Annotated in this window: 21 protein-coding genes; 19 read left to right on the plus strand and 2 right to left on the minus strand. The window is 40.4% G+C overall.

Annotated features, from left to right (window positions below):
• Positions 1 to 38 precede the first annotated feature (38 nt).
• From ezrA to JNO66_RS15705, 16 genes are all read left to right on the plus strand, one after another.
• Positions 39 to 1,727 carry a septation ring formation regulator EzrA gene (gene ezrA, locus JNO66_RS15630; RefSeq protein ID WP_203089575.1) on the plus strand — a complete coding sequence of 563 codons (1,689 nt, stop codon included), beginning with the start codon at positions 39 to 41 and terminating at the stop codon, positions 1,725 to 1,727.
• Between the two features lie 113 nt (positions 1,728 to 1,840).
• Positions 1,841 to 2,992 carry a cysteine desulfurase family protein gene (locus JNO66_RS15635; protein ID WP_203089577.1) on the plus strand — a complete coding sequence of 384 codons (1,152 nt, stop codon included), beginning with the start codon at positions 1,841 to 1,843 and terminating at the stop codon, positions 2,990 to 2,992.
• Positions 2,989 to 4,194, plus strand: a complete 1,206-nt coding sequence (gene thiI, locus JNO66_RS15640) for a tRNA uracil 4-sulfurtransferase ThiI (RefSeq protein WP_203089579.1) — start codon at positions 2,989 to 2,991, stop codon at positions 4,192 to 4,194. Before JNO66_RS15635 ends, thiI begins: the two co-directional genes overlap by 4 nt.
• An 81-nt stretch (positions 4,195 to 4,275) precedes the next feature.
• Positions 4,276 to 4,479 carry an alpha/beta-type small acid-soluble spore protein gene (locus tag JNO66_RS15645; protein WP_203089581.1) on the plus strand — a complete coding sequence of 68 codons (204 nt, stop codon included), beginning with the start codon at positions 4,276 to 4,278 and terminating at the stop codon, positions 4,477 to 4,479.
• A gap of 132 nt (positions 4,480 to 4,611) precedes the next feature.
• The gene (locus JNO66_RS15650) at positions 4,612 to 6,213 is read left to right on the plus strand and encodes an amidohydrolase (protein WP_203089583.1); all 1,602 of its coding nucleotides are present in this window, start codon (positions 4,612 to 4,614) and stop codon (positions 6,211 to 6,213) included.
• Between the two features lie 57 nt (positions 6,214 to 6,270).
• A complete protein-coding gene (gene sppA / locus JNO66_RS15655; RefSeq protein ID WP_203089585.1) occupies positions 6,271 to 7,254 on the plus strand; it encodes a signal peptide peptidase SppA in 984 nt (327 codons plus the stop codon).
• 15 nt (positions 7,255 to 7,269) lie between these two features.
• Positions 7,270 to 7,857, plus strand: a complete 588-nt coding sequence (locus tag JNO66_RS15660; RefSeq protein ID WP_203089586.1) for an RDD family protein — start codon at positions 7,270 to 7,272, stop codon at positions 7,855 to 7,857.
• 78 nt (positions 7,858 to 7,935) lie between these two features.
• Positions 7,936 to 8,565, plus strand: a complete 630-nt coding sequence (locus JNO66_RS15665) for a DUF2953 domain-containing protein (protein WP_203089588.1) — start codon at positions 7,936 to 7,938, stop codon at positions 8,563 to 8,565.
• A gap of 27 nt (positions 8,566 to 8,592) precedes the next feature.
• The gene (gene ytfJ / locus JNO66_RS15670) at positions 8,593 to 9,018 is read left to right on the plus strand and encodes a GerW family sporulation protein (protein ID WP_203089599.1); all 426 of its coding nucleotides are present in this window, start codon (positions 8,593 to 8,595) and stop codon (positions 9,016 to 9,018) included.
• An 85-nt stretch (positions 9,019 to 9,103) separates the two neighbouring features.
• Entirely contained in the window at positions 9,104 to 9,604 is a 501-nt protein-coding gene (gene tpx, locus JNO66_RS15675) for a thiol peroxidase (protein ID WP_203089601.1), read from the plus strand.
• 108 nt (positions 9,605 to 9,712) lie between these two features.
• Complete coding sequence (locus tag JNO66_RS15680; RefSeq protein ID WP_246483323.1) at positions 9,713 to 10,693, plus strand: class I SAM-dependent methyltransferase; 981 nt, start codon at positions 9,713 to 9,715, stop codon at positions 10,691 to 10,693.
• A 243-nt stretch (positions 10,694 to 10,936) separates the two neighbouring features.
• Positions 10,937 to 12,127 (plus strand): acetate kinase, encoded by a 1,191-nt coding sequence (locus JNO66_RS15685; RefSeq protein ID WP_203089603.1) that lies wholly within the window; start codon positions 10,937 to 10,939, stop codon positions 12,125 to 12,127.
• 279 nt (positions 12,128 to 12,406) lie between these two features.
• Positions 12,407 to 13,621: an argininosuccinate synthase gene (locus JNO66_RS15690; RefSeq protein WP_203089605.1), complete on the plus strand. Its 1,215-nt coding sequence runs from the start codon at positions 12,407 to 12,409 to the stop codon at positions 13,619 to 13,621.
• Positions 13,618 to 14,997: an argininosuccinate lyase gene (gene argH, locus JNO66_RS15695; protein ID WP_203089607.1), complete on the plus strand. Its 1,380-nt coding sequence runs from the start codon at positions 13,618 to 13,620 to the stop codon at positions 14,995 to 14,997. The genes JNO66_RS15690 and argH overlap by 4 nt, the downstream gene beginning before the upstream one ends.
• 67 nt (positions 14,998 to 15,064) lie before the next feature.
• Complete coding sequence (locus JNO66_RS15700; protein ID WP_203089610.1) at positions 15,065 to 15,220, plus strand: hypothetical protein; 156 nt, start codon at positions 15,065 to 15,067, stop codon at positions 15,218 to 15,220.
• 12 nt (positions 15,221 to 15,232) lie between these two features.
• Positions 15,233 to 15,613, plus strand: coding sequence for a hypothetical protein (locus tag JNO66_RS15705; protein ID WP_203089612.1), 381 nt, complete (start codon positions 15,233 to 15,235; stop codon positions 15,611 to 15,613).
• Between the two features lie 45 nt (positions 15,614 to 15,658).
• Here JNO66_RS15705 and JNO66_RS15710 read toward each other — a convergent pair whose 3' ends face one another.
• Complete coding sequence (locus JNO66_RS15710; RefSeq protein ID WP_203089614.1) at positions 15,659 to 16,768, minus strand: M24 family metallopeptidase; 1,110 nt, start codon at positions 16,766 to 16,768, stop codon at positions 15,659 to 15,661.
• Between the two features lie 127 nt (positions 16,769 to 16,895).
• On the opposite strand from JNO66_RS15710, the gene JNO66_RS15715 reads away from it, so the two are divergent.
• The 3 genes from JNO66_RS15715 (at position 16,896) to JNO66_RS15725 (ending at position 19,296) form a co-directional block, all read left to right on the plus strand.
• Positions 16,896 to 17,579, plus strand: coding sequence for a metal-dependent hydrolase (locus JNO66_RS15715; protein WP_203089616.1), 684 nt, complete (start codon positions 16,896 to 16,898; stop codon positions 17,577 to 17,579).
• 83 nt (positions 17,580 to 17,662) lie between these two features.
• Positions 17,663 to 17,908 carry a hypothetical protein gene (locus tag JNO66_RS15720; protein WP_203089618.1) on the plus strand — a complete coding sequence of 82 codons (246 nt, stop codon included), beginning with the start codon at positions 17,663 to 17,665 and terminating at the stop codon, positions 17,906 to 17,908.
• A gap of 83 nt (positions 17,909 to 17,991) precedes the next feature.
• The gene (locus tag JNO66_RS15725) at positions 17,992 to 19,296 is read left to right on the plus strand and encodes a DRTGG domain-containing protein (RefSeq protein WP_203089625.1); all 1,305 of its coding nucleotides are present in this window, start codon (positions 17,992 to 17,994) and stop codon (positions 19,294 to 19,296) included.
• 61 nt (positions 19,297 to 19,357) lie between these two features.
• Here the strand turns inward: JNO66_RS15725 and JNO66_RS15730 are convergent, their stop codons facing one another.
• Positions 19,358 to 19,645: a YtpI family protein gene (locus JNO66_RS15730; RefSeq protein ID WP_203089628.1), complete on the minus strand. Its 288-nt coding sequence runs from the start codon at positions 19,643 to 19,645 to the stop codon at positions 19,358 to 19,360.
• Positions 19,646 to 19,685: the final 40 nt, after the last annotated feature.

The raw sequence follows: 19,685 nt of genomic DNA on the forward strand, positions 1-19,685 counted from the left end.
AATTTGCACTACTGGAGCTAGAGAAGGGAGTCCCTCAAGTGGTTTATTTAATTCTCGTTATTCTTGCAATCGCGATAATCGCCTATTTAGTAGGCATGTACATACGAAAAAATATCTACAAGGACGTTGATAAGCTGGAGGAAAAGAAGAATGGTATTTCAACCAGGCCGATTCCTGATGAAATAGCAAAGGTAAAGCAGCTTCAAATGGCTGGTGAAACCGAAGAAAAATTTGAGGTTTGGCGAAGCAATTGGGATGAAATTGTCGGTCAGATCATGCCAAATATTGAAGAGACACTTTTTGATATAGAAGAGCACGCAAACAAATACCAAATAAAAAAGGCGAAAGAGCTTGTTCAGTCTACTCATGAGCGTTTAGATACAATCGATAGCGAACTTGACATCATGATTGATGAAATCGAACAGCTTGTTTCAAGTGAACAGAAAAACCGCAATGAAATCGGTGAGTTAAGGGAGAAGTATACGAAGCTTTCAAGTGATCTTTTGAAGAAGCGCGGATCCTTCTATGAAGCGATTGGGTTATTAGACGAAAACATGAGTCATGTAAAAGCGGGACTTGCTTCATTTGATGAAGCGACAAAATCGGGTAGTTACCTACAAGCCCGACAAGAACTTCTTCAACTAAGAGATATCTTGGTTCAAGTAGAAGCTCAAGCAGAGGTTTTACCAAAGATGATCGTACAAATTAGAACAACGCTACCAGCTGAAATAAAGAATTTAGAGCTTGGTATTTCAGATATGAAAGAAAAAGGCTATCAGCTTGATCCGTTAGCGCTTGAACCGAAGCTCGAAGATATGAAACAAGAAGTCGAAGAGATACAAATCTTATTAAAGAATCTTGATACCGAATCAGCAGAAGAGCGAATGAGTGTAATCCATAATCAAATTGAACAGATTTATGACACGCTTGATGAAGAAGTTCAATCTAAGAAAAAGACACTAGAGCAACTTCCTAACTTAAAACATCAGCTTGACCGAACAAGCCAGGAATTACATAATCTTTTAAGTGAACTTGCACATGTTCAAAAAAGCTATCGACTCGCTCAAGAGGAAGTGGATTCAAAGGAACACCTTCAAAAGCAGTTAACAGAGATGACAAACCAGCTTCAAGTCATTGTTGACGTAACTGAAAACGAAAAACAAACCTTTACCTCTATTCATGAAATGGTCTTAGAGTGGGAAGAGCGTTTGGATGAATTAGCAGAGTATATTAAACAAGGCACCGGAAAGCTCTATGAATTACGTGAAGAAGAATTAAAAGCAAAAGAGACGATTTCAAGACTTCGCTCAGTTGTATTAGAAGGAAAACGAGTGATACGAAAGAGTAATATTCCTGGCCTTCCAGCCAGAGCACTTGAGCAACTGGAAGCAGGAGACAAAAACATTCAAGAAGCAGTTGAGCTCTTAGACCAGGTTCCGCTTGAGATGAAACAAGTGACAGAAAAGGTTGAAGAGGCCATCTCATTGATTGAAGCGAATGATGAATTAATTGCTGAAACCATCAAGTCAGCAGAGCTAGCAGAACGAGTGATTCAGTACAGTAATCGATATCGTAATCGTAGTGAAGAAGCTCGTCAATTACTTGCTCAAGCCGAACGATTGTTCAGAAATTATGAATATGATGAAGCGATTGAATGTGCTGTACGTGCTGTGGAACCCTATGAAAAAGGGGTCGTAGAGCGAGTATCAGAGCATGTTTCTGCGTAGAGAAAAGCTCCTTCTATGGAAGGAGTTTTTTTACGCCTTTTTCATGCCCACCTTTGTCAATTTCATAAGATGATGCTACTATATACGGATGCACAAAAAGGAGAATGAACGACATGATTTATTTAGATAACAGTGCAACAACCGCTCCAAATGAAGAGGTTTTGAAAACATATCTAACGGTGTCCAAGCAATTCTTCGGAAATGCCTCATCTCTTCATCGACTAGGTGTTGAATCTGAAAAAGTGCTTAACCGGTCTCGGGCATTGATGGCTGAGTTACTTGAAGTGGCACCGTCTTCGATTCTATTTACAGCGAGCGGAACAGAAAGCAATAACTTGGCGATTAAAGGAACGCTTTTATCTTCCTTTCAAAAGGGAACCCATCTCATCACAACAGCTAGCGAACATGCTTCCGTTAATGAAACATTTAAATGGCTTGAAACAAATGGTTATCACGTGACGTATCTGCCTGTTGATGAATATGGTTGCCTTTCTATGAAAGAGCTGGAGCAAGCTATTACAAAGGAAACGTCCTTAGTATCAATTAGTCATGTGAATAATGAAACAGGTACGATTCAGCCTGTGGAGGAAATTGGTGCATTACTAGCGGGTTACCCACAAGTGCGGTTTCATGTTGATCATGTTCAAGGAGCTGGTAAGGTTCCATTATCCATTAAAAAAGCTAAAATTGACCTTTTAACCATGTCAGCTCATAAGTTCCATGGCTTAAAAGGTACAGCTATCCTTTACATTCGACCAAATCTTCAATTAACCCCATTGCTTCACGGCGGTGATCAAGAGTTTGGTTATAGAGGCGGAACCGAACATGTAGCAGGAGCCGCAGCGATGGCGAAAGCATATAAAATGGAGCTTGAGAGGTTAAAAAATGAAAAGCAGAAGCTTCCAAGACTTCGTAAACGTCTAGTGGATTATGCGAACGCATCTAATGCACTGGTTTTAAATTCCGACCCTGAGCAAGGTGCGCCACATATTATTAATTTTTCAGCACCCGGTTATAAGCCTGAGGTCATTATCCAAGAGCTTGCTGAACAAGAGATCTATGTGTCAACACAGTCGGCATGTTCCTCTAAACAGCTTGAACCAAGTAGAGTTTTACTAGCGATGGGAAAAACAGAGGAAATAGCAAGCAGCGCCATCCGTATTAGCTTGTCTTATGAATCAACTGATCAAGAGATAGACGTATTTATATCGGCAATGGATACACTCCTGCCTAGAATTAGAAAAGTGGTGAAAGAACGAGTATGAAGTATGATCATGTTTTAATACGTTATGGAGAATTAGCGTTAAAAGGGAAAAATCGTGTCGCTTTTGAGAAGCAGCTCCTTTCAAATATCCGACAAGTACTAAAGTCTATACAAGGCATTAAGGTCAAACGCACATTTGGTCGAATCATTATTGAATTAAATGGGGCAGAACCAGCACCTATTGTTGAATTATTAAAAGATATCTTCGGCATTCATTCATTTAGCTTGGCAATACGTGTTGATCATGTCGTTGAGGATATGCAAAAAGCCGCATTAAAAGCGGTACAGGAATCAGAAGGCACCATCCGCACGTTTAAAATTGTCACACGTCGTGCGTATAAGCCATTTCCCGTTGATTCACAAACGTTGAATCACAAAATTGGTGGGTATGTACTAGCAAATACTGAGCACTTAACGGTTGATGTTCATCATCCGGATGCAACCATTCATGTAGAGGTCAGAGAGACGGCTGCATACATTACAACCAGTTCGTTTAAAGGGGCTGGAGGATTGCCGGCAGGGACAAGCGGCAAGTTATTGTTGATGCTTTCTGGTGGGATTGATAGCCCGGTTGCAGGTTACTTAGCGATGAAACGCGGCGCTGATCTTGAAGCCATCCACTTTCATAGTCCACCGTACACAAGTGAGCGTGCAAAGCAAAAGGTCATGGACTTAGCGAAACGGTTAAATTCGTTTGGAGGCAATATCAAACTTCATATTGTGCCGTTTACGGATGTCCAAACTCATATTCGCGATGAAGCTCCAAGCAATTTTCAAATGACGATTATGCGACGAATGATGATGCGTATCGCGACAAAGGTAGCAGAAGAAAAAGAATTCCTTGGAATCGCAACGGGTGATAGCTTAGGCCAGGTGGCAAGTCAAACATTGCACAGTATTCATACCATTAACGAAGTGACGAACTATCCCGTGATTCGCCCATTGATAACAATGGATAAGCTTGAAGTCATGGATATGGCAAAGAAAATCGGCACATATGAAACATCGATTTTGCCATATGAAGATTGCTGTACCATCTTTTTACCTTCAGATTCAAAAACAAAGCCTTCACGTAAGCATGCGAATAAGTTCGAACAGTACATTAAGGTTGAGGAACATGTAGCGCGTGCTGTAGAAGGAATAGAGACCATAGATCTAACAAACTTAAACGACGTGGAACAAGCCATTGAAGATTTATTTTAATTAATAAATTTTACCAAATTTATTTTTGCATGTTTCTCCTCTCTCGGGTCATTCTATAATTACCGAGGGAGGTGAAACAACATGGCAGACAACAAAAGTTCAAACGATCTTTTAGTACCTGGAGTACAACAAGCTCTTGACCAAATGAAGTACGAAATCGCTTCTGAATTTGGTGTTCAACTTGGAGCTGATACTACAGCACGTGCTAACGGTTCTGTAGGTGGAGAGATCACTAAACGTCTTGTACAAGCGGCTGAAAAGCAACTTGGTGGCGGAAGCTATTAATTTCATACGTATTGGATTCGAGGGGAAGCATTGAGCTTCCTCTCTTTCGTTGTGGACAAAAATATTGCCGAACAGGAATGTTTCTGTCACGATAGAAAGACGTAGGCAACATTACACGAAGGGAAGATTACGATGGGGACTCTTTGGCAAAATGGAACGTTTTTTACGCTTGGTGATCAAAACGAAACAGTTGAAGCGGTTTATGTTGTAGATGGAAGAATTGCAGCGATGGGAGCAAAAGAACAGTTACTTGAACAATTTAAAGAGAGTATTACAGAGATCAAGGATGTAGCAGGAGGTTATGTATATCCAGGGTTTGTTGATAGTCACTTACATATGATTGGTCATGGAGAAAAACTGCTGAGGCTTGATTTGTCACAAGCAACCTCCTCTCTTGAAATGGAACAATGGCTAACTAAAAAAGCTCAGGCAAATGAAGATGAAAAATGGGTCATTGCTGAAGGCTGGAACGAATATAATTTTCCAGATGAAAAAATATTTACGCGATATGAATTAGATAAAATGAGTCCACACAAACCATTATATGCGTCTAGAGTATGTCGTCACGCAGCCTTAGTTAACTCGGAAGCTCTTATGCTTGCTGGAATTACAAAAGAAACACCGAATCCTCAAGGTGGAGTGATCGAGCGCGATGAACAAGGTGAACCGACCGGGTACTTAATGGATACGGCAGTTGATCTCATTAAAGAGGTGATGCCTCCTGTAGATCGCAAGTATGTCTATCAAGCCTTAAAGCTCTCCGTTCAAGACTTGCTCGCTCACGGAATTACTGGTGGACATACAGAAGATATGAACTATTATAATGGATTTTCTGAAACCTTAGATGTGTTTCAATCGTTAATACATAAGGAAGGGTTTCGCTTTAGGACTAATTTTCTCATTCACCACGAGCAAATGGATGCGATGAAAAAAAGCGGGTATGGTTCGGGCAAGCTCACGGATTATCTTGAAATTGGGTCGATGAAAATTTTTGCCGATGGTGCATTAGGAGGCCGTACAGCAAGACTTTCAGAGCCATATTCAGATGATCCTGAAAACTATGGCGTGTTTATGCATTCTGAAGATGCATTTAAAGAGCTTGTTCAAAAAGCGAGAGATTACCAAATGCCAGTAGCTGTGCACGTCATAGGAGATGCAGCACTCGAACAAGCCCTTGACGCACTTGAGGAATGTCCGCCGGTAGAAGGACGTGATCGTTTGATCCACTTACAAGTTGCACGTCCTGAACTCATTGAACGGATCAAGCCATTAAAAGTCATTCTCGACCTGCAGCCACGTTTTGTCGTAACGGACTTTCCTTGGGTAGAAGACCGGTTAGGCTCTGAACGACTCGCTTCGTCATTTGCATGGAAAACGTTATTAGATGAAGGGTTGCACTGTGCTGGTGGATCGGATGCTCCTATTGAACCGCCTGGACCATTACTAGGGATGCATGCTGCCTTAACTCGACGCCATCCTGATGATAAAGTGCATGAAGGGTATTTGCCTGAACAGAAATTAAGTCGATATGAAGCCGTCCAGTTATTCACATCGGGAAGTGCGTATGCTACTGGAATGGAAGAAAGACGGGGGAAAATCGCATTAGGATTTGATGCGGATTTTACTGTGTTATCTCATAATTTATTTACATGTGACATTGAAGAGTACTTAACAGCGGATGTGTTAATGACGATTGTAGATAACACGGTGATGTATGAAAAAGAAGCTCGGTAAACTGGTTTTTTATGGTATAGTGATAGGTGATTTAAATTGCTTTAAAGGAGTGGAATGATGAACTGGAAACGTTGGACAGCTTTAGCGGTCGTAGTAGGATTACTAATTATCTCAACCATTACAAATCTTGCAGTCGGTTTTGCGAACTTAGACTTGGATGAGTACACTGGCTCCGAATTTGGAGAGGAAGTGATTCAACCAGGAACAAGTGGAAAAATTGTTGTCTTAAATTTAGATGGGGTTATTCAAGATTTAGGAGCTCAATCCATTTTTGATACTGGTATGTATGATCATCAGGCATTCCTTACTCAAATTGAAAATGCAAGCAATGATGATGAAGTCGACGGCATCATTATCCGAGTGAATACTCCAGGTGGTGGGGTACTCGAAAGTGCTGAAATCTATGAAAAGATTGTCGAAGCGAAGGAAGAGCATGATAAAACCGTGTACATATCAATGGGTGGAATGGCAGCCTCAGGTGGGTATTATATTGCAGCTCCAGCTGACAAAATTGTTGCCAATCCTAATACCATAACAGGGTCGATCGGAGTCATTATGGAATCCATAAACTTCGCAGAGCTAGCAGAAAATTATGGAGTGAAATTTAATACGATTAAGAGCGGTCCATATAAAGATATTATGTCTCCATATAAAGAAATGACAGATGAAGAACGTGAGATCCTTCAATCATTTGTTGATGAGTCCTACGATGAATTTGTTCGAATTATTTCAGAAGGACGAGGCATGGATGAAGAAACCGTTCGAAGCGTTGGGGATGGTCGAATTTATAGTGGAAAACAAGCACTAGAGAACGGCCTTGTAGATGAACTTGGCAGTCTTGATGACACCATTGAGCTATTAAGTGAAGATTTAGGTGGCGGAACCTACCAAGTTGTGAGCTACAATTACTCGATGGGTCTTTATAATTTCCTTGGATTAACGGCTCACAAAATGTTTGGTCAGGATCCAGAGATTACAATGCTGCAAAAACTTATTTTTGAAAATCGTGCGCCGTCTTTAAAATATTTATACGCTGAATAGGAAGGGGAGTTTCTTATGATGAATCAACACGCGTCAACTCCTCTTTCTCGCTCAAGGAGGGCTCGCTTAAAGAAAAATCAGGAACCCATTCAAACGGATGAGCTGCACTTAGAGAGCCAGCAACCACAGGCAAACGAATCAACAGTCATTCAAAAAGAAGAAGCGACCGTGCAATATGCTGGATTTTGGGTTAGGTTCTGGGCATTCCTGCTTGACCAGGTTGTACTATTATCATTAAATAGTATCCTTATTAACTGGTGGTTTACTTTCTTAGGCGAAGGAGTCAGAAGCATTGGTCCGTTTGCGACATTAACATTTGTGCATGCCATAACGTTCTTTATCTACTATGCACTTATGACCAAATTTATAGGCAAAACCGTGGGGAAAATGGTTCTTGGGATAAAGGTTGTTTCAGACAATGGTCAGCCTTTAAGCTGGAAGCAAATGATCTTTCGCGAAGGAATCGGTCGATTATTTTATCACCTTCAAATCTTTACCTTACCGATTTTCTTAATTCTTTACTTGTTTGTTGCGTTTGTTCCAACGAAACGGGGACTTCATGATCTCGTAGCGGATACAAGCGTCATTCATGACAAGAAATAAGTCACCATAACCTGTCCATTTTGGGCAGGTTATTTTTGGTTATAACGGACACAATAAGAGCCTGAAAGGAGCGAAATCATGATCTGGATTGGGATTTTATTAACCATCACTTCTCTTATAATTTGGTTGTGCTTTTTAAAGATTAACGTAAGCTTAGATTACTCCTTTATTGATCAGAAACAATCGCTACAATGTACATTCACAGTCCTCGCCCTTCGAATCTACACATATGAATTACCAGATGATCGTAAGACGGCTAGTGTTGTAAAAACGGAACCCGAACAAAGTGATAGTCAAGAAACAACAAAGAAAAAAACACTTAGTCTCCTTAATCTGTTAGCGGTTTTTCAAAAGATCAAGGAATGGGAAGGCTATCTCCTTAGCTTTCATACATTGATTCGAGCAAGGTTCAAACACATCTATATACATAAACTGAAATGGCAAACAGAGTGTGGAGTAGGAGATGCCATGGTCACAGCCCAAACAATCGGTTATTTATGGACGATTAAATCACTGCTTGTAGGTCTCCTTAATCTATACGTAACATTCCCTCGTTTACCGGAACTTCAGATTGCTCCGTTGTACCGGTCACCAGGGACGCACACTCATGTACAGTGCATGTTTTCCTTTCGGATCGGACATGCTATTCGAGCAGGACTATCGGTTTTATGGCATTGGAGAAAACGTCCAATGGCCGAGTCAAACTAAAAGATAAGAAATAAAGGAGGATACATCATGTCAGATCACCCAATTCAAGGCTTAATGAAAACAGCCATGGAAAACTTAAAAGAAATGGTCGATGTTAATACAATTGTAGGGGACCCTGTTGAAACACCTGACGGAAGCGTTATTATGCCTGTTTCTAAAGTAGGATTCGGTTTCGCGGCAGGTGGTAGTGAATTCATTATTGAACATAAAGGTCAACAGTCACCTGAGCACACACACCCGTTTGGAGGAGGAAGTGGTGGTGGAGTTTCAATTACACCTATTGCTTTCTTAGTTGTTGGAAAGTCTGGTATTAAGATGATTCATTTAGACAGCCAAACTCACCTTTATGAAAGACTTCTTGATCTAGCTCCACAGGTTGCTGAAAAAATTCAAAGCATGCTTCGAACTTCTTCTCATGAAAAAGGAAGAGATCCTGAACATCCACCAATCTAAAACTTGCCCACATTCCTTGCTAGTCCTCTCCTTCATAAAGTATGATATAGATTGAGGAAACGCAATCTAAGGAGGAACTAAAGACATGGCAACTATTACATTTAAAGACAATCCAATGACGATTTTAGGAACAGAAGTAGAAATGGGCCAAAAAGCTCCTGATTTTTCCGTTTTAGCAAACGATCTATCTGAATATCGGCTAGCAGACGCGAAGGAAAGTGTAAAGCTTATTAGTGTCATTCCTTCTATTGACACGGGTGTGTGCGATGCACAAACACGTCGTTTTAACGAAGAGGCTGGTTCCATTGATAACGTAGAGGTACTAACAATTAGTGTTGATCTACCATTTGCACAAAAGCGCTGGTGTGCAGCATCAGGACTTGAGCACGTACAAACTCTTTCTGACCACAAGGACCTTTCATTTGGTAAAGCATACGGTTTAGTGATGGAAGAGCTACGCTTACTCGCACGTGCAGTGTTTGTTATTGATACGAATGGTACTCTTGTACATGCTGAGTACGTGTCAGAAGCAACAAACCACCCTGATTACGAAAAGGCAATTGCTGCTGCAAAAGAAGCTAAATAAATTTCTGGGATCCCGCTGAATGGTCAGCGGGATTTTATTGTGTAAGGACAGAATCTCCTGTACAATAACGAACAGTGTCATAAACCGGAATAAGGAGTTGTACAAGCTTTGGCTACTTTAACATTTGATGAATTATATCGTTGTATAGATGAAGGGGCAATGCGAATCGAGAAACAAACAGATGTTACGTATCTTGAGGCGATTGCTAAAGTAGGAGAAATCATTTTTCAAGACCGAACGGGACAAGTTGATGAAATAGATGAAGAGCTTCTGCGCATACTAAGCCAGATAGATAGCGAATCACTAGAGAGAGAAACTGTACGAAAAGTGTTTCAAATGTGCGTATTAAAAGGAATGAAAGGGGCAGTACAGCCACATCATTCTATGACGCCTGACGCGGTCAGTCTCTTTGCTTCATACTTGATTAATAAAGTCACGTCAAAACAAACGTCTCCTGTGCGTGTATTAGACCTAGCTGTAGGAACGGGAAACTTATTAACGACGATTTTAAATCACTCTCCACTCAATATGGAGGCAAGTGGTTTTGAGGCAGATGAAACGCTTCTTCAAATTGCATACATGAATGCGAATCTTCAAAAGCACCAAATTGACCTATTCCACCAGGATAGTTTACAAGTAGCATTAGCACCTGGTGAGCTTGTTGTTACTGATTTGCCAATTGGGTATTACCCTAAGGATGAGGTCGCTTCAACCTATGACCTTAAGGCTGAAGAAGGACACGCGTATATTCACCATCTAATGATTGAACAAGGTATTCGTTCTCTTCATCCAGGTGGTTATGCCTTGTATCTTGTGCCAAACTTCCTATTTGAAAGTGATCAAGCTGAGTCTCTTCACGCCTATTTAAAAGAACATACAACAATTCTTGCTTTGCTACAATTGCCTAAAACCATGTTTAATGAAAAGCAGCATGGTAAAAGCTTTTTACTTGTGCAAAAGAAAAGTGAGAAAACCATTGTGCCTAGACATGCGCTTCTAGCTGAACTTCCTTCCTTTGATAAAAAAGAAGCATTGGCAGATATGATGAAACAAATCAATAAATGGTTTGAAGAGGAATTAAAGCTGTAATACAACACAGAATATGTAGGATCCATGTGATAAAAAATGAAGCGCTTTAAAGACGTTTAAAAGGGCAAAATTAGCAATTACTAGAACAGTTTTCATAACAACGAAACGTGTTCAGAATTCACTGACTTTACTTTAAAATCGCCTGTAACACTTGAAATACAAGGATTTCGGTGCTTAAATATGATAAGAAGGACAACCTTATGATAAAGAGATAGGTGTCTAAAAAAGGAGTGGGCTTTTTTAATGTCTAAAATTATTGCAATTAATGCTGGAAGTTCATCTTTGAAATTTCAGTTACTTACCATGCCTGAAGAAGAAGTCTTAACAATTGGTTTAGTAGAACGAATTGGTTTAGAGAACGGAGTATTCCAAATCTCTGTTAATGGAGAAAAGGATGAAACGATTACTGATATTCCAAACCATGAAGTAGCAGTTAAGCTTTTACTTGAGAAATTAACGGGTCTTGGGATTATTCAGTCTCTTGATGAAATTAATGCCATTGGCCACCGTGTTGTACATGGTGGAGAGTTATTTAACGATTCAGTTCTGATTACGGATGAAGTGCTAAAAGGAATCGAAACGGTTTCAGAGCTTGCACCTCTTCATAACCCAGCTAATATTGTTGGAATCAAAGCATTTAAAGAGATTCTTCCAAATGTTCCTGCTGTAGCCGTTTTTGATACGGCGTTCCATCAGTCGATGCCTGAAGAATCATTTTTATACAGTCTTCCGTATGAATACTACAAAGAATTCGGTATTCGTAAATATGGATTCCATGGTACCTCTCACAAGTATGTATCTGAGCGTGCCGCTGAGCTACTAGATCGTCCAATTGAACAGCTACGCATCCTTTCGTGCCACCTTGGAAATGGAGCAAGTATTGCTGCAATCGAAGGTGGAAAATCAATTGATACATCAATGGGCTTTACGCCACTTGCAGGTGTAACAATGGGAACACGTTCTGGTAACTTAGATCCAGCGCTTATTCCTTTCATTATGGATAAAACGGGCCAAACAGCAGTTGAAGTTCTTGATACACTTAACAAAAGAAGTGGATTACTTGGCTTAACTGGCTTCTCAAGCGACCTTCGTGATATTCAAGAGAAGGCAGATGCTGGAGACGAGCGTGCCGAAACAGCTCTTAACGTGTTCACTTCGCGTATTCATAAGTATATTGGGTCTTATGCAGCACGTATGAGTGGTGTTGATGCGATCGTCTTTACTGCTGGTATCGGTGAAAATAGTATTACAATCCGTGAGCGTGTCTTGCGTGGACTTGAGTTTATGGGTGTATACTTTGATCCATCTCTTAACGAGGTTCGTGGAAAAGAAGCTTTTATTAACTTCCCGCATTCACCAGTTAAAGTCATCATTATTCCAACAAATGAAGAAGTAATGATCGCTCGTGATACAGTAAGACTAGCAAGTGTATAAGCATTCATAAAAGGTGCTACTCTCTACTTTTAAGAGAGTAGCACCTTTTTTGTATATTTTCTTAATCTGAACTTAGTTATGCATAAAAAAATGTTAAAGAAATATGCAGTTTCCTCTTGCAAAATGAGCAAAGCCTTGTTAAAGTTATGTATATTAATAAGAAAAGATGATTGCTTATGCAATTATTCTTCATCTAAATCATATGTAGATGCATTTTTTTTGAATATGTTTGTATAAAAATAATAAAAAGAGTATGAATATTCATTGGAGGGACTAGTTATGAGTAAAGAGAAAGTGGTTTTAGCTTATTCCGGAGGATTAGATACATCAGTCGCTGTAAAGTGGCTTACAGATAAAGGGTATGACGTCATTGCAGTAGGTCTTGACGTAGGTGAAGGAAAAGATCTTGATTTCGTAAAGCAGAAAGCATTGTCTGTGGGAGCTATTCAATCCTATTCAATTGATGCGAAAAAAGAATTTGCAGAAGACTTTGTTCTTCCTGCACTTCAGTCTCACGCGATGTACGAGCAAAAATATCCACTGGTTTCAGCTCTTTCTCGTCCACTAATCTCCAAAAAATTAGTTGAGATTGCTGAGCAAGTAGGTGCAACAGCTGTTGCTCATGGTTGTACAGGTAAAGGGAATGATCAGGTTCGGTTTGAAGTATCTATTCAAGCACTAAATCCAGATCTAAAAGTATTGGCTCCTGTTCGTGAGTGGGCTTGGTCTCGTGATGAAGAGATTGAATATGCAAAAAAACACAACATTCCAATTCCAGTTGATCTTGATAACCCTTATTCAGTGGACCAAAACTTATGGGGTCGTAGTAATGAATGTGGAATTCTTGAAGATCCATGGGCTACTCCACCAGAAGGTGCATACGAGTTAACAGCTCCACTTGATAAAACACCGGATGTGGCAGATGTCATTGAAATTGGATTCGATAAAGGGGTTCCTGTTTCCATTGATGGCGTTGCGTACCCATTAGCAGAGCTTATCCTACACTTAAATGATGTAGCAGGAAAACACGGCGTAGGACGCATCGATCATGTTGAGAACCGTCTTGTAGGAATTAAATCACGTGAAGTGTATGAATGTCCAGGTGCGATTACACTACTTAACGCTCATAAAGAGTTAGAGGACTTAACACTGCCTAAAGAAATGGCTCATTTTAAACCAGTTGTTGAAAAGAAACTAACAGAACTAATCTATGAAGGTCTTTGGTTCTCACCATTACAACCAGCTCTTCAAGCATTCTTAAAAGAGACACAAAAGTCTGTAACAGGTGTTGTACGTGTGAAACTATTTAAAGGTCATGCGATTGTAGAAGGTCGTAAGTCTGAGTTCTCTCTATACAATGAGAAGCTTGCTACGTATACACCAGACGATGAGTTCGATCATAATGCTGCAATCGGATTTATCTCACTTTGGGGTCTTCCAACCAAGGTTCATAGCATGATTAATAAAGAAACAAAAAAAGAGGTTACTCTGTGACAAAGCTTTGGGGTGGAAGATTCACAAAAACGGCTGAGGAATGGGTGGATGCATTCGGTGCATCCATCGGTTTTGATCAGGCCCTTGTTATGGAAGATATACAAGGAAGCATCGCTCATGTAACGATGCTTGGTAAATGTGGAATTCTGACTTCTGAAGAAACAGAGCAAATTAAAGCAGGTCTTGAAACATTAAAAGAAAAAGCCAAAGCCGGTGAGCTTGAGTTTTCTGTTCAAAATGAAGATATTCATTTAAATCTTGAGAAATTTTTAATCGATGAGATTGGACCAGTGGGTGGAAAACTTCACACTGGTAGAAGCCGGAATGATCAGGTTGCCACTGATATGCATTTGTACTTACGCAATGAAACCAAGAATATTATGGAAGCTCTGCGTAACGTTCAACAAGCTCTTTTAAATCAAGCCTCAAATCACGTTGAAACGTTAATTCCTGGATATACTCATCTTCAACGCGCCCAACCGGTTTCGTTTGCGCATCATTTGATGGCTTACTTTTGGATGCTAGAGCGTGATTTTGGTCGCTTTCAAGATAGCTTAAAACGCGTGAATGTGTCCCCTCTTGGTGCAGGTGCACTAGCTGGTACAACGTTTCCGATTGACCGAGCGTATTCAGCAGAGCTGTTAGGCTTTGATAGCATCTACGAGAATAGCTTAGATGCTGTAAGCGACCGCGATTTTATTGTTGAATTTTTAAGTGCTGCTTCTGTTACAATGATGCACCTTTCCCGTTTATGTGAAGAATTGATTCTTTGGTCTTCCCAAGAGTTTCAATTCATTGAAATGGACGATGCGTTTGCAACAGGAAGCAGTATTATGCCTCAAAAGAAAAATCCAGACATGGCAGAATTAATTCGCGGTAAAACAGGACGAGTATATGGGGGATTATTCTCACTGCTTACTACATTAAAAGGTCTTCCTCTTGCCTATAATAAGGATATGCAGGAAGACAAGGAAGGTATGTTTGATGCGGTTCATACAGTAAAAGGATCGTTAAAGATCTTTGCTGGTATGATCGACACGATGGACGTGCGGACCGAAGTGATGGAAAAAGCAGTGCATAACGACTTTTCAAATGCGACGGAGCTTGCTGACTATCTGGCAGCAAAAGGTCTTCCGTTCCGTGATGCACATGAAGTTGTAGGAAAACTTGTGTTAACAGCCATTAATAAAGGTGTATTCTTACTTGATCTTAGCTATGAAGACTTCCAAGCGGCTCATCCATTATTTGAGCAGGATATCTATGAGGTATTAGAGCCAAAAACGGTCGTTGCGAGACGGAATAGTGCGGGTGGAACAGGCTTTGAGCAAGTGAAGATCGCTTTAAAAAAAGCAGCATCTATTTTAGAGAACGAGTAACACATAATTTAGCAAACCTCTTGCCATACTAGGACTGTAAATAGACTAGTGGCAGGAGGTTTTTGTTATGGTTAAAGAGAACCAAGAAAATGAATGGGTAAGTGAAATGTCTGAAGGCGAAAAAGAAGTCAATCAACAATTAATGGATTCCTATAACATGGGAACGATTGAACAAGATGTGAAGTCAGCTTCTCCAAAAAAATCGACGAACGAACGATTTTAACGAGGGATTACTATGAAACGACTAACGCGTATTCTTTTAAGTATCATCCTTTTTTCGAGTCTGAGCTCTCCATTGCAAGCAGTGGCTAGCGGTTTTGAGCTTATGGAAGTCTTCTCACTTCGAGTGACCGTGGTAGAAGGCGGAATTGAACATGAATGGGAATATGATAGTCCAAACCAATATGAATACGAAACGGGTCATACGGTCATAAAGGGAAACGAAGCGAAAATAAAGGTTGATCAAATGGTTCAGACCCTTCAGATAGACAAAGATCGTACGAAAGAACAGTATAAAGCTATACTTGAACAAACATTTCCAAAGCTTGAGTCCTTTGATATCCGCTTTATTGATGAAACGGATCATCTATATACATGGGGCTGGTATAAGTCTTGATAGACAAAAGAAACGGCCCCATTCGTTGGGACCGTTTCTTTTATATTAGCTCGTTGGCTTCACAATCTGTAATTCTTTGGGATACTTCGTTAAGAGCTCGTAGCTATCTTCAGTAATTAACACATCATCTTCAATGCGAACGCCACCTTTATTTGGCAAATAGATACCGGGTTCAATGGTGAACGTCATACCAGGCTTTAGCGTCTCGGTATTTGTTTCATTAATTGAAGGGAGTTCATGGACGTCAGCACCTAACCCATGGCCAAGGCGATGTGGAAAGTACTCTCCAAATCCTGCTTCTGTAATGATCGAACGAGCTTTCCGATCAAGAGCTCCAAGCTCTGTTCCAGGTTTACAGAGGGATACGGCTCCCATTTGCGCATCTAATACCGTTTGATATACATGACGTAACTCATCAGTTAAATCGCCGTAAGCAACCGTACGAGTAATATCTGAGCAATACCCATCAAGAACAACACCAAGATCAAATAACACAAGATCCCCATGTTGAATCGTTTTTGTGCCCGGTTTTCCGTGGGGATCCGCAGAATTCGCTCCACTAATCACAGTTGTTTGAAAAGCCATTTCTGTGATGCCTTTACGTTTTAATTCGTATTCAATCGTCGCTAAAATGTCGATTTCCTTACGTCCCTCAGCAATTGCTTCAACACCGATTTGGACACCAAAATCAGCAAGGCTTGCAGCTTCGCGTAAAACGGCAATTTCCTTCTCCGTTTTGATTGAACGAAGGCTCATTAAAGCGGGTTCTGCATCATGCATCTGATTAATACCAAACAATGCTTGAAGTGCCTCCGCTCTTTCAAGAGGAATGAGGCGTTTTTCTACCCATAACGAGTCGCCCTTTAATGTGTAACGAGATAAAGCCTGTCCAAGAACTGTCCAAGGATTATCCGTGTCGCTGTATGTAAGGATGTCCCCTGTCCAACCGGCTTTTTGAACCAAGGATTTCTCCATACCTGGTACAATTAAAAAAGGTGCTTCATTTGGTAAAATAATAAGTGCGACCATTCGTTCATGCGGATCCGTCCGGAACCCAGTTAAGTAGAATACATTTTCCTTGCCTTGAATGAAAGCAGCAGCAACCTGTTGATCACGAAGGGCTTGCTGGATCGTTTCGAGTCGTGTGAGTGACATGATCATCCTCCTTTGTTGTTTGTTCTACTTTACCATAATTATGCGAAGTCGTTCGAATGTAGCGTTTTAAAGAGGGGATTATCGGTTACAGATAAGAGTGATAAAATCATAAAAGGGAGATGAGCGTATGAAGATCAGCTACCACGGACATTCGGTTGTCAAAATTGAAACAAATGGGACAACGATTTTGATTGATCCCTTTATTAATGGGAATGAACAAACTGATTTGAAGGTTGAAGACCAAAAAGTAGATGTGATTTTACTTACACATGGCCACAATGATCATGTGGGAGACACGGTAGAACTCGCAAAGAAAAATGATGCACTCGTTATTGGAACCTTTGAGCTTGCAACTTATTTAAGCTGGCAAGGTGTTAAAACACAGCCTCTACATATTGGTGGAGCGCATGAGTTTGAATTTGGTAAAGTAAAATTAACGCAAGCCTTTCATGGATCATCTGCAATTGATGAAGAAAATCAAACCATTGTCTATACAGGAATGCCTGCGGGAATTCTTTTTACAGCGGAGGGCAAAACCATTTATCATGCAGGAGACACAGCGTTATTTGGAGACATGAAGATCATTGGCGAGCGAAATAACATAGATCTTGCTTTCTTGCCGATCGGAGATACATTAACAATGGGACCTGAGGATGCGGCGGCAGCGGCAGAATGGATTCAAGCAAAAACAGTTGTGCCGATTCATTACAACACGTTCCCCGGAATTGAGCAGGATCCAGATGCATTTGTTTCCAAGCTTGAAGCAGGCGTTGGACAAGTCATGCATCCAGGTGACGAACTGACATTATAATCATAGCAAGACTAGGACCAGCTAAAGGCTGGTCTTTTTTTGTACAAGCTCACATAGGATAGCAAAAAGGAGTGTGAGTACAGTTGAAACAGCGATACTTAATTTGTTTGTTACTAGCAGGCGTCCTTATCTCATATGGCATTCAATATTTACCTTTAGGTGAAGGAGGTGCGAGCGGGTGGTTTGCGCTTAGTTGGCTTGTGTTTGCAGGAATGGTCTTACTAAGTAATCTGTTTGCTTGGGTTCGCTCCCATCCTAAAAATCAAGCTCGCAAGCAAACACAAAGAGAAACCGTTCTTACCAGAGTCAGACAAAACGAATACGAATGAACTTGAAGCCCTATTCTTTCAGACGTATAATAAGGCTATACATGAATCATTGATGAGCTGGAAGAATAAGGGCGTGAGAGCAGATGGCTACAAAGCATGAGCAAATTCTTGATTACATAACGCAATTGCACGTGGGCGAAAAAATATCGGTCCGTCGAATTGCCAAAGCTCTTTCCTTAAGTGAAGGTACAGCATATCGGGCAATAAAAGAAGCGGAGAATCAAGGTCTGGTCAGCACCATTGAACGTGTGGGGACCATTCGGATTGAGAAAAAGAAAAAAGAAAACATTGAAAAACTAACATATGCCGAAATTGTTAATATCGTTGAAGGCCAAGTTCTCGGTGGAAAACAGGGCTTGCATAAAACGTTAAATCGTTTTGTAATCGGTGCGATGACAAAAGATGCGATGATGCGTTATGTCACTGCAGGGAATTTATTAATTGTCGGAAATCGTTATGACTCACACAGGTTAGCATTAGAAGCTGGATCTGCAGTCCTAATAACAGGTGGCTTTGATACAGACCCTCATATTGTAAAACGAGCAGATGAGCTGGATTTGCCAATCATTTCAACGACATATGATACATTTACAGTAGCAGCCATGATCAATCGGGCTATTTATGATCAATTAATAAAAAAAGAAATTGTCCTTGTGAACGATATACTCATACCACTAGAAGAGACTTCACTCCTGTATACAGATGATATTGTTCATCGTTGGCATGAGCTTAATGAACAAACTGGACATAGTCGGTACCCTGTGGTGGACAAGCTAACAAAGGTTAAAGGAATGATTGCCGCAAAGGATGTTGTCGACATCTCAAAGCAGACTACCATTGATAAAGTGATGACAGCGGATCCGATAACAGTTAGCGAGAGGACATCTGTAGCTTCAGCTGCTCATGTCATGGTATGGGAAGGAATCGAGTTACTACCGGTTGTCGACACGCATAATCATCTTACGGGAATTGTGAGCAGGCAGGACGTCTTAAAAGCCTTGCAGATGATTCAACGTCAACCACAAGTAGGAGAAACAATTGAAGATATTGTTGTTAGTCGAATGGAACAAGTCCCAGGTATAGAAGGGCAGTATCAATGTTTGATTTCACCTCAAATGAGTAATCATCTTGGTACGGTTTCTTATGGAGTAATGACCACACTTGTTACGGAGGCAGGGAGCAGGGTTTTACGGTCACGTTCTAAAGGAGATCTTGTGGTTGAAAACATGACCTTGTATTTTTTGAAGCCAGTTCAAATTGATAATTTGATCACAGTCATTCCAAATGTCCTGGAGCTTGGAAGAAAGCACGCAAAAATAGATGTAGAGCTTTATGACGCGGAACGAATCGTAGGGAAGGCGCTCGTGATGGCTCAATTAATTGATTAACTTGATAAAAAACAGGAACCCATAAGCCAATCATATGGCTTATGGGTTCAACGGCTTTCATTTAAGACGGCTCAGCTTGAGCAATATAATGTTTATATGCTTTATAACCATAAATGGTATTGGCAAGTGCAAAGACAATTAGCACAAGTCCAATGATAATATCTATGATTCCTCTAGGAATAATTAATAAGTTTAAGCTGAATACAAGTAAGAACAATCCCAGAAAAAGTCTGGAGCGAGTTTCGTAAATCTTTTTAATTAATGAATCTGGTTTTCTCCAAGCCTGGATACGGTTATAGAGAAAAAAGACCCCCGTTAAAACAATTAAAATGATGAGTAGCTTGTCCATTGTTCACCCTCCCTAAAAAACAGATCATAGTTGCATTGTA

The organism is Alkalicoccobacillus gibsonii, assembly GCF_016798245.1.
Classification (GTDB): domain Bacteria; phylum Bacillota; class Bacilli; order Bacillales; family Bacillaceae_D; genus Alkalicoccobacillus; species Alkalicoccobacillus gibsonii.

Excerpts from the sequence above, each read along its gene's own strand:
- JNO66_RS15685 (WP_203089603.1), top strand. The coding sequence starts at position 10,937 with ATGTCTAAAATTATTGCAATTAATGCTGGAAGTTCATCTTTGAAATTT.
- JNO66_RS15645 (WP_203089581.1), top strand. The coding sequence starts at position 4,276 with ATGGCAGACAACAAAAGTTCAAACGATCTTTTAGTACCTGGAGTACAA.
- tpx (WP_203089601.1), top strand. The coding sequence starts at position 9,104 with ATGGCAACTATTACATTTAAAGACAATCCAATGACGATTTTAGGAACA.
- ytfJ (WP_203089599.1), top strand. The coding sequence starts at position 8,593 with ATGTCAGATCACCCAATTCAAGGCTTAATGAAAACAGCCATGGAAAAC.
- sppA (WP_203089585.1), top strand. The coding sequence starts at position 6,271 with ATGAACTGGAAACGTTGGACAGCTTTAGCGGTCGTAGTAGGATTACTA.
- JNO66_RS15715 (WP_203089616.1), top strand. The coding sequence starts at position 16,896 with ATGAAGATCAGCTACCACGGACATTCGGTTGTCAAAATTGAAACAAAT.
- JNO66_RS15710 (WP_203089614.1), bottom strand. The coding sequence starts at position 16,768 with ATGTCACTCACACGACTCGAAACGATCCAGCAAGCCCTTCGTGATCAA.
- thiI (WP_203089579.1), top strand. The coding sequence starts at position 2,989 with ATGAAGTATGATCATGTTTTAATACGTTATGGAGAATTAGCGTTAAAA.
- JNO66_RS15635 (WP_203089577.1), top strand. The coding sequence starts at position 1,841 with ATGATTTATTTAGATAACAGTGCAACAACCGCTCCAAATGAAGAGGTT.
- JNO66_RS15705 (WP_203089612.1), top strand. The coding sequence starts at position 15,233 with ATGAAACGACTAACGCGTATTCTTTTAAGTATCATCCTTTTTTCGAGT.
- JNO66_RS15730 (WP_203089628.1), bottom strand. The coding sequence starts at position 19,645 with ATGGACAAGCTACTCATCATTTTAATTGTTTTAACGGGGGTCTTTTTT.
- JNO66_RS15660 (WP_203089586.1), top strand. The coding sequence starts at position 7,270 with ATGATGAATCAACACGCGTCAACTCCTCTTTCTCGCTCAAGGAGGGCT.
- JNO66_RS15665 (WP_203089588.1), top strand. The coding sequence starts at position 7,936 with ATGATCTGGATTGGGATTTTATTAACCATCACTTCTCTTATAATTTGG.
- JNO66_RS15650 (WP_203089583.1), top strand. The coding sequence starts at position 4,612 with ATGGGGACTCTTTGGCAAAATGGAACGTTTTTTACGCTTGGTGATCAA.
- JNO66_RS15690 (WP_203089605.1), top strand. The coding sequence starts at position 12,407 with ATGAGTAAAGAGAAAGTGGTTTTAGCTTATTCCGGAGGATTAGATACA.
- JNO66_RS15725 (WP_203089625.1), top strand. The coding sequence starts at position 17,992 with ATGGCTACAAAGCATGAGCAAATTCTTGATTACATAACGCAATTGCAC.
- JNO66_RS15700 (WP_203089610.1), top strand. The coding sequence starts at position 15,065 with ATGGTTAAAGAGAACCAAGAAAATGAATGGGTAAGTGAAATGTCTGAA.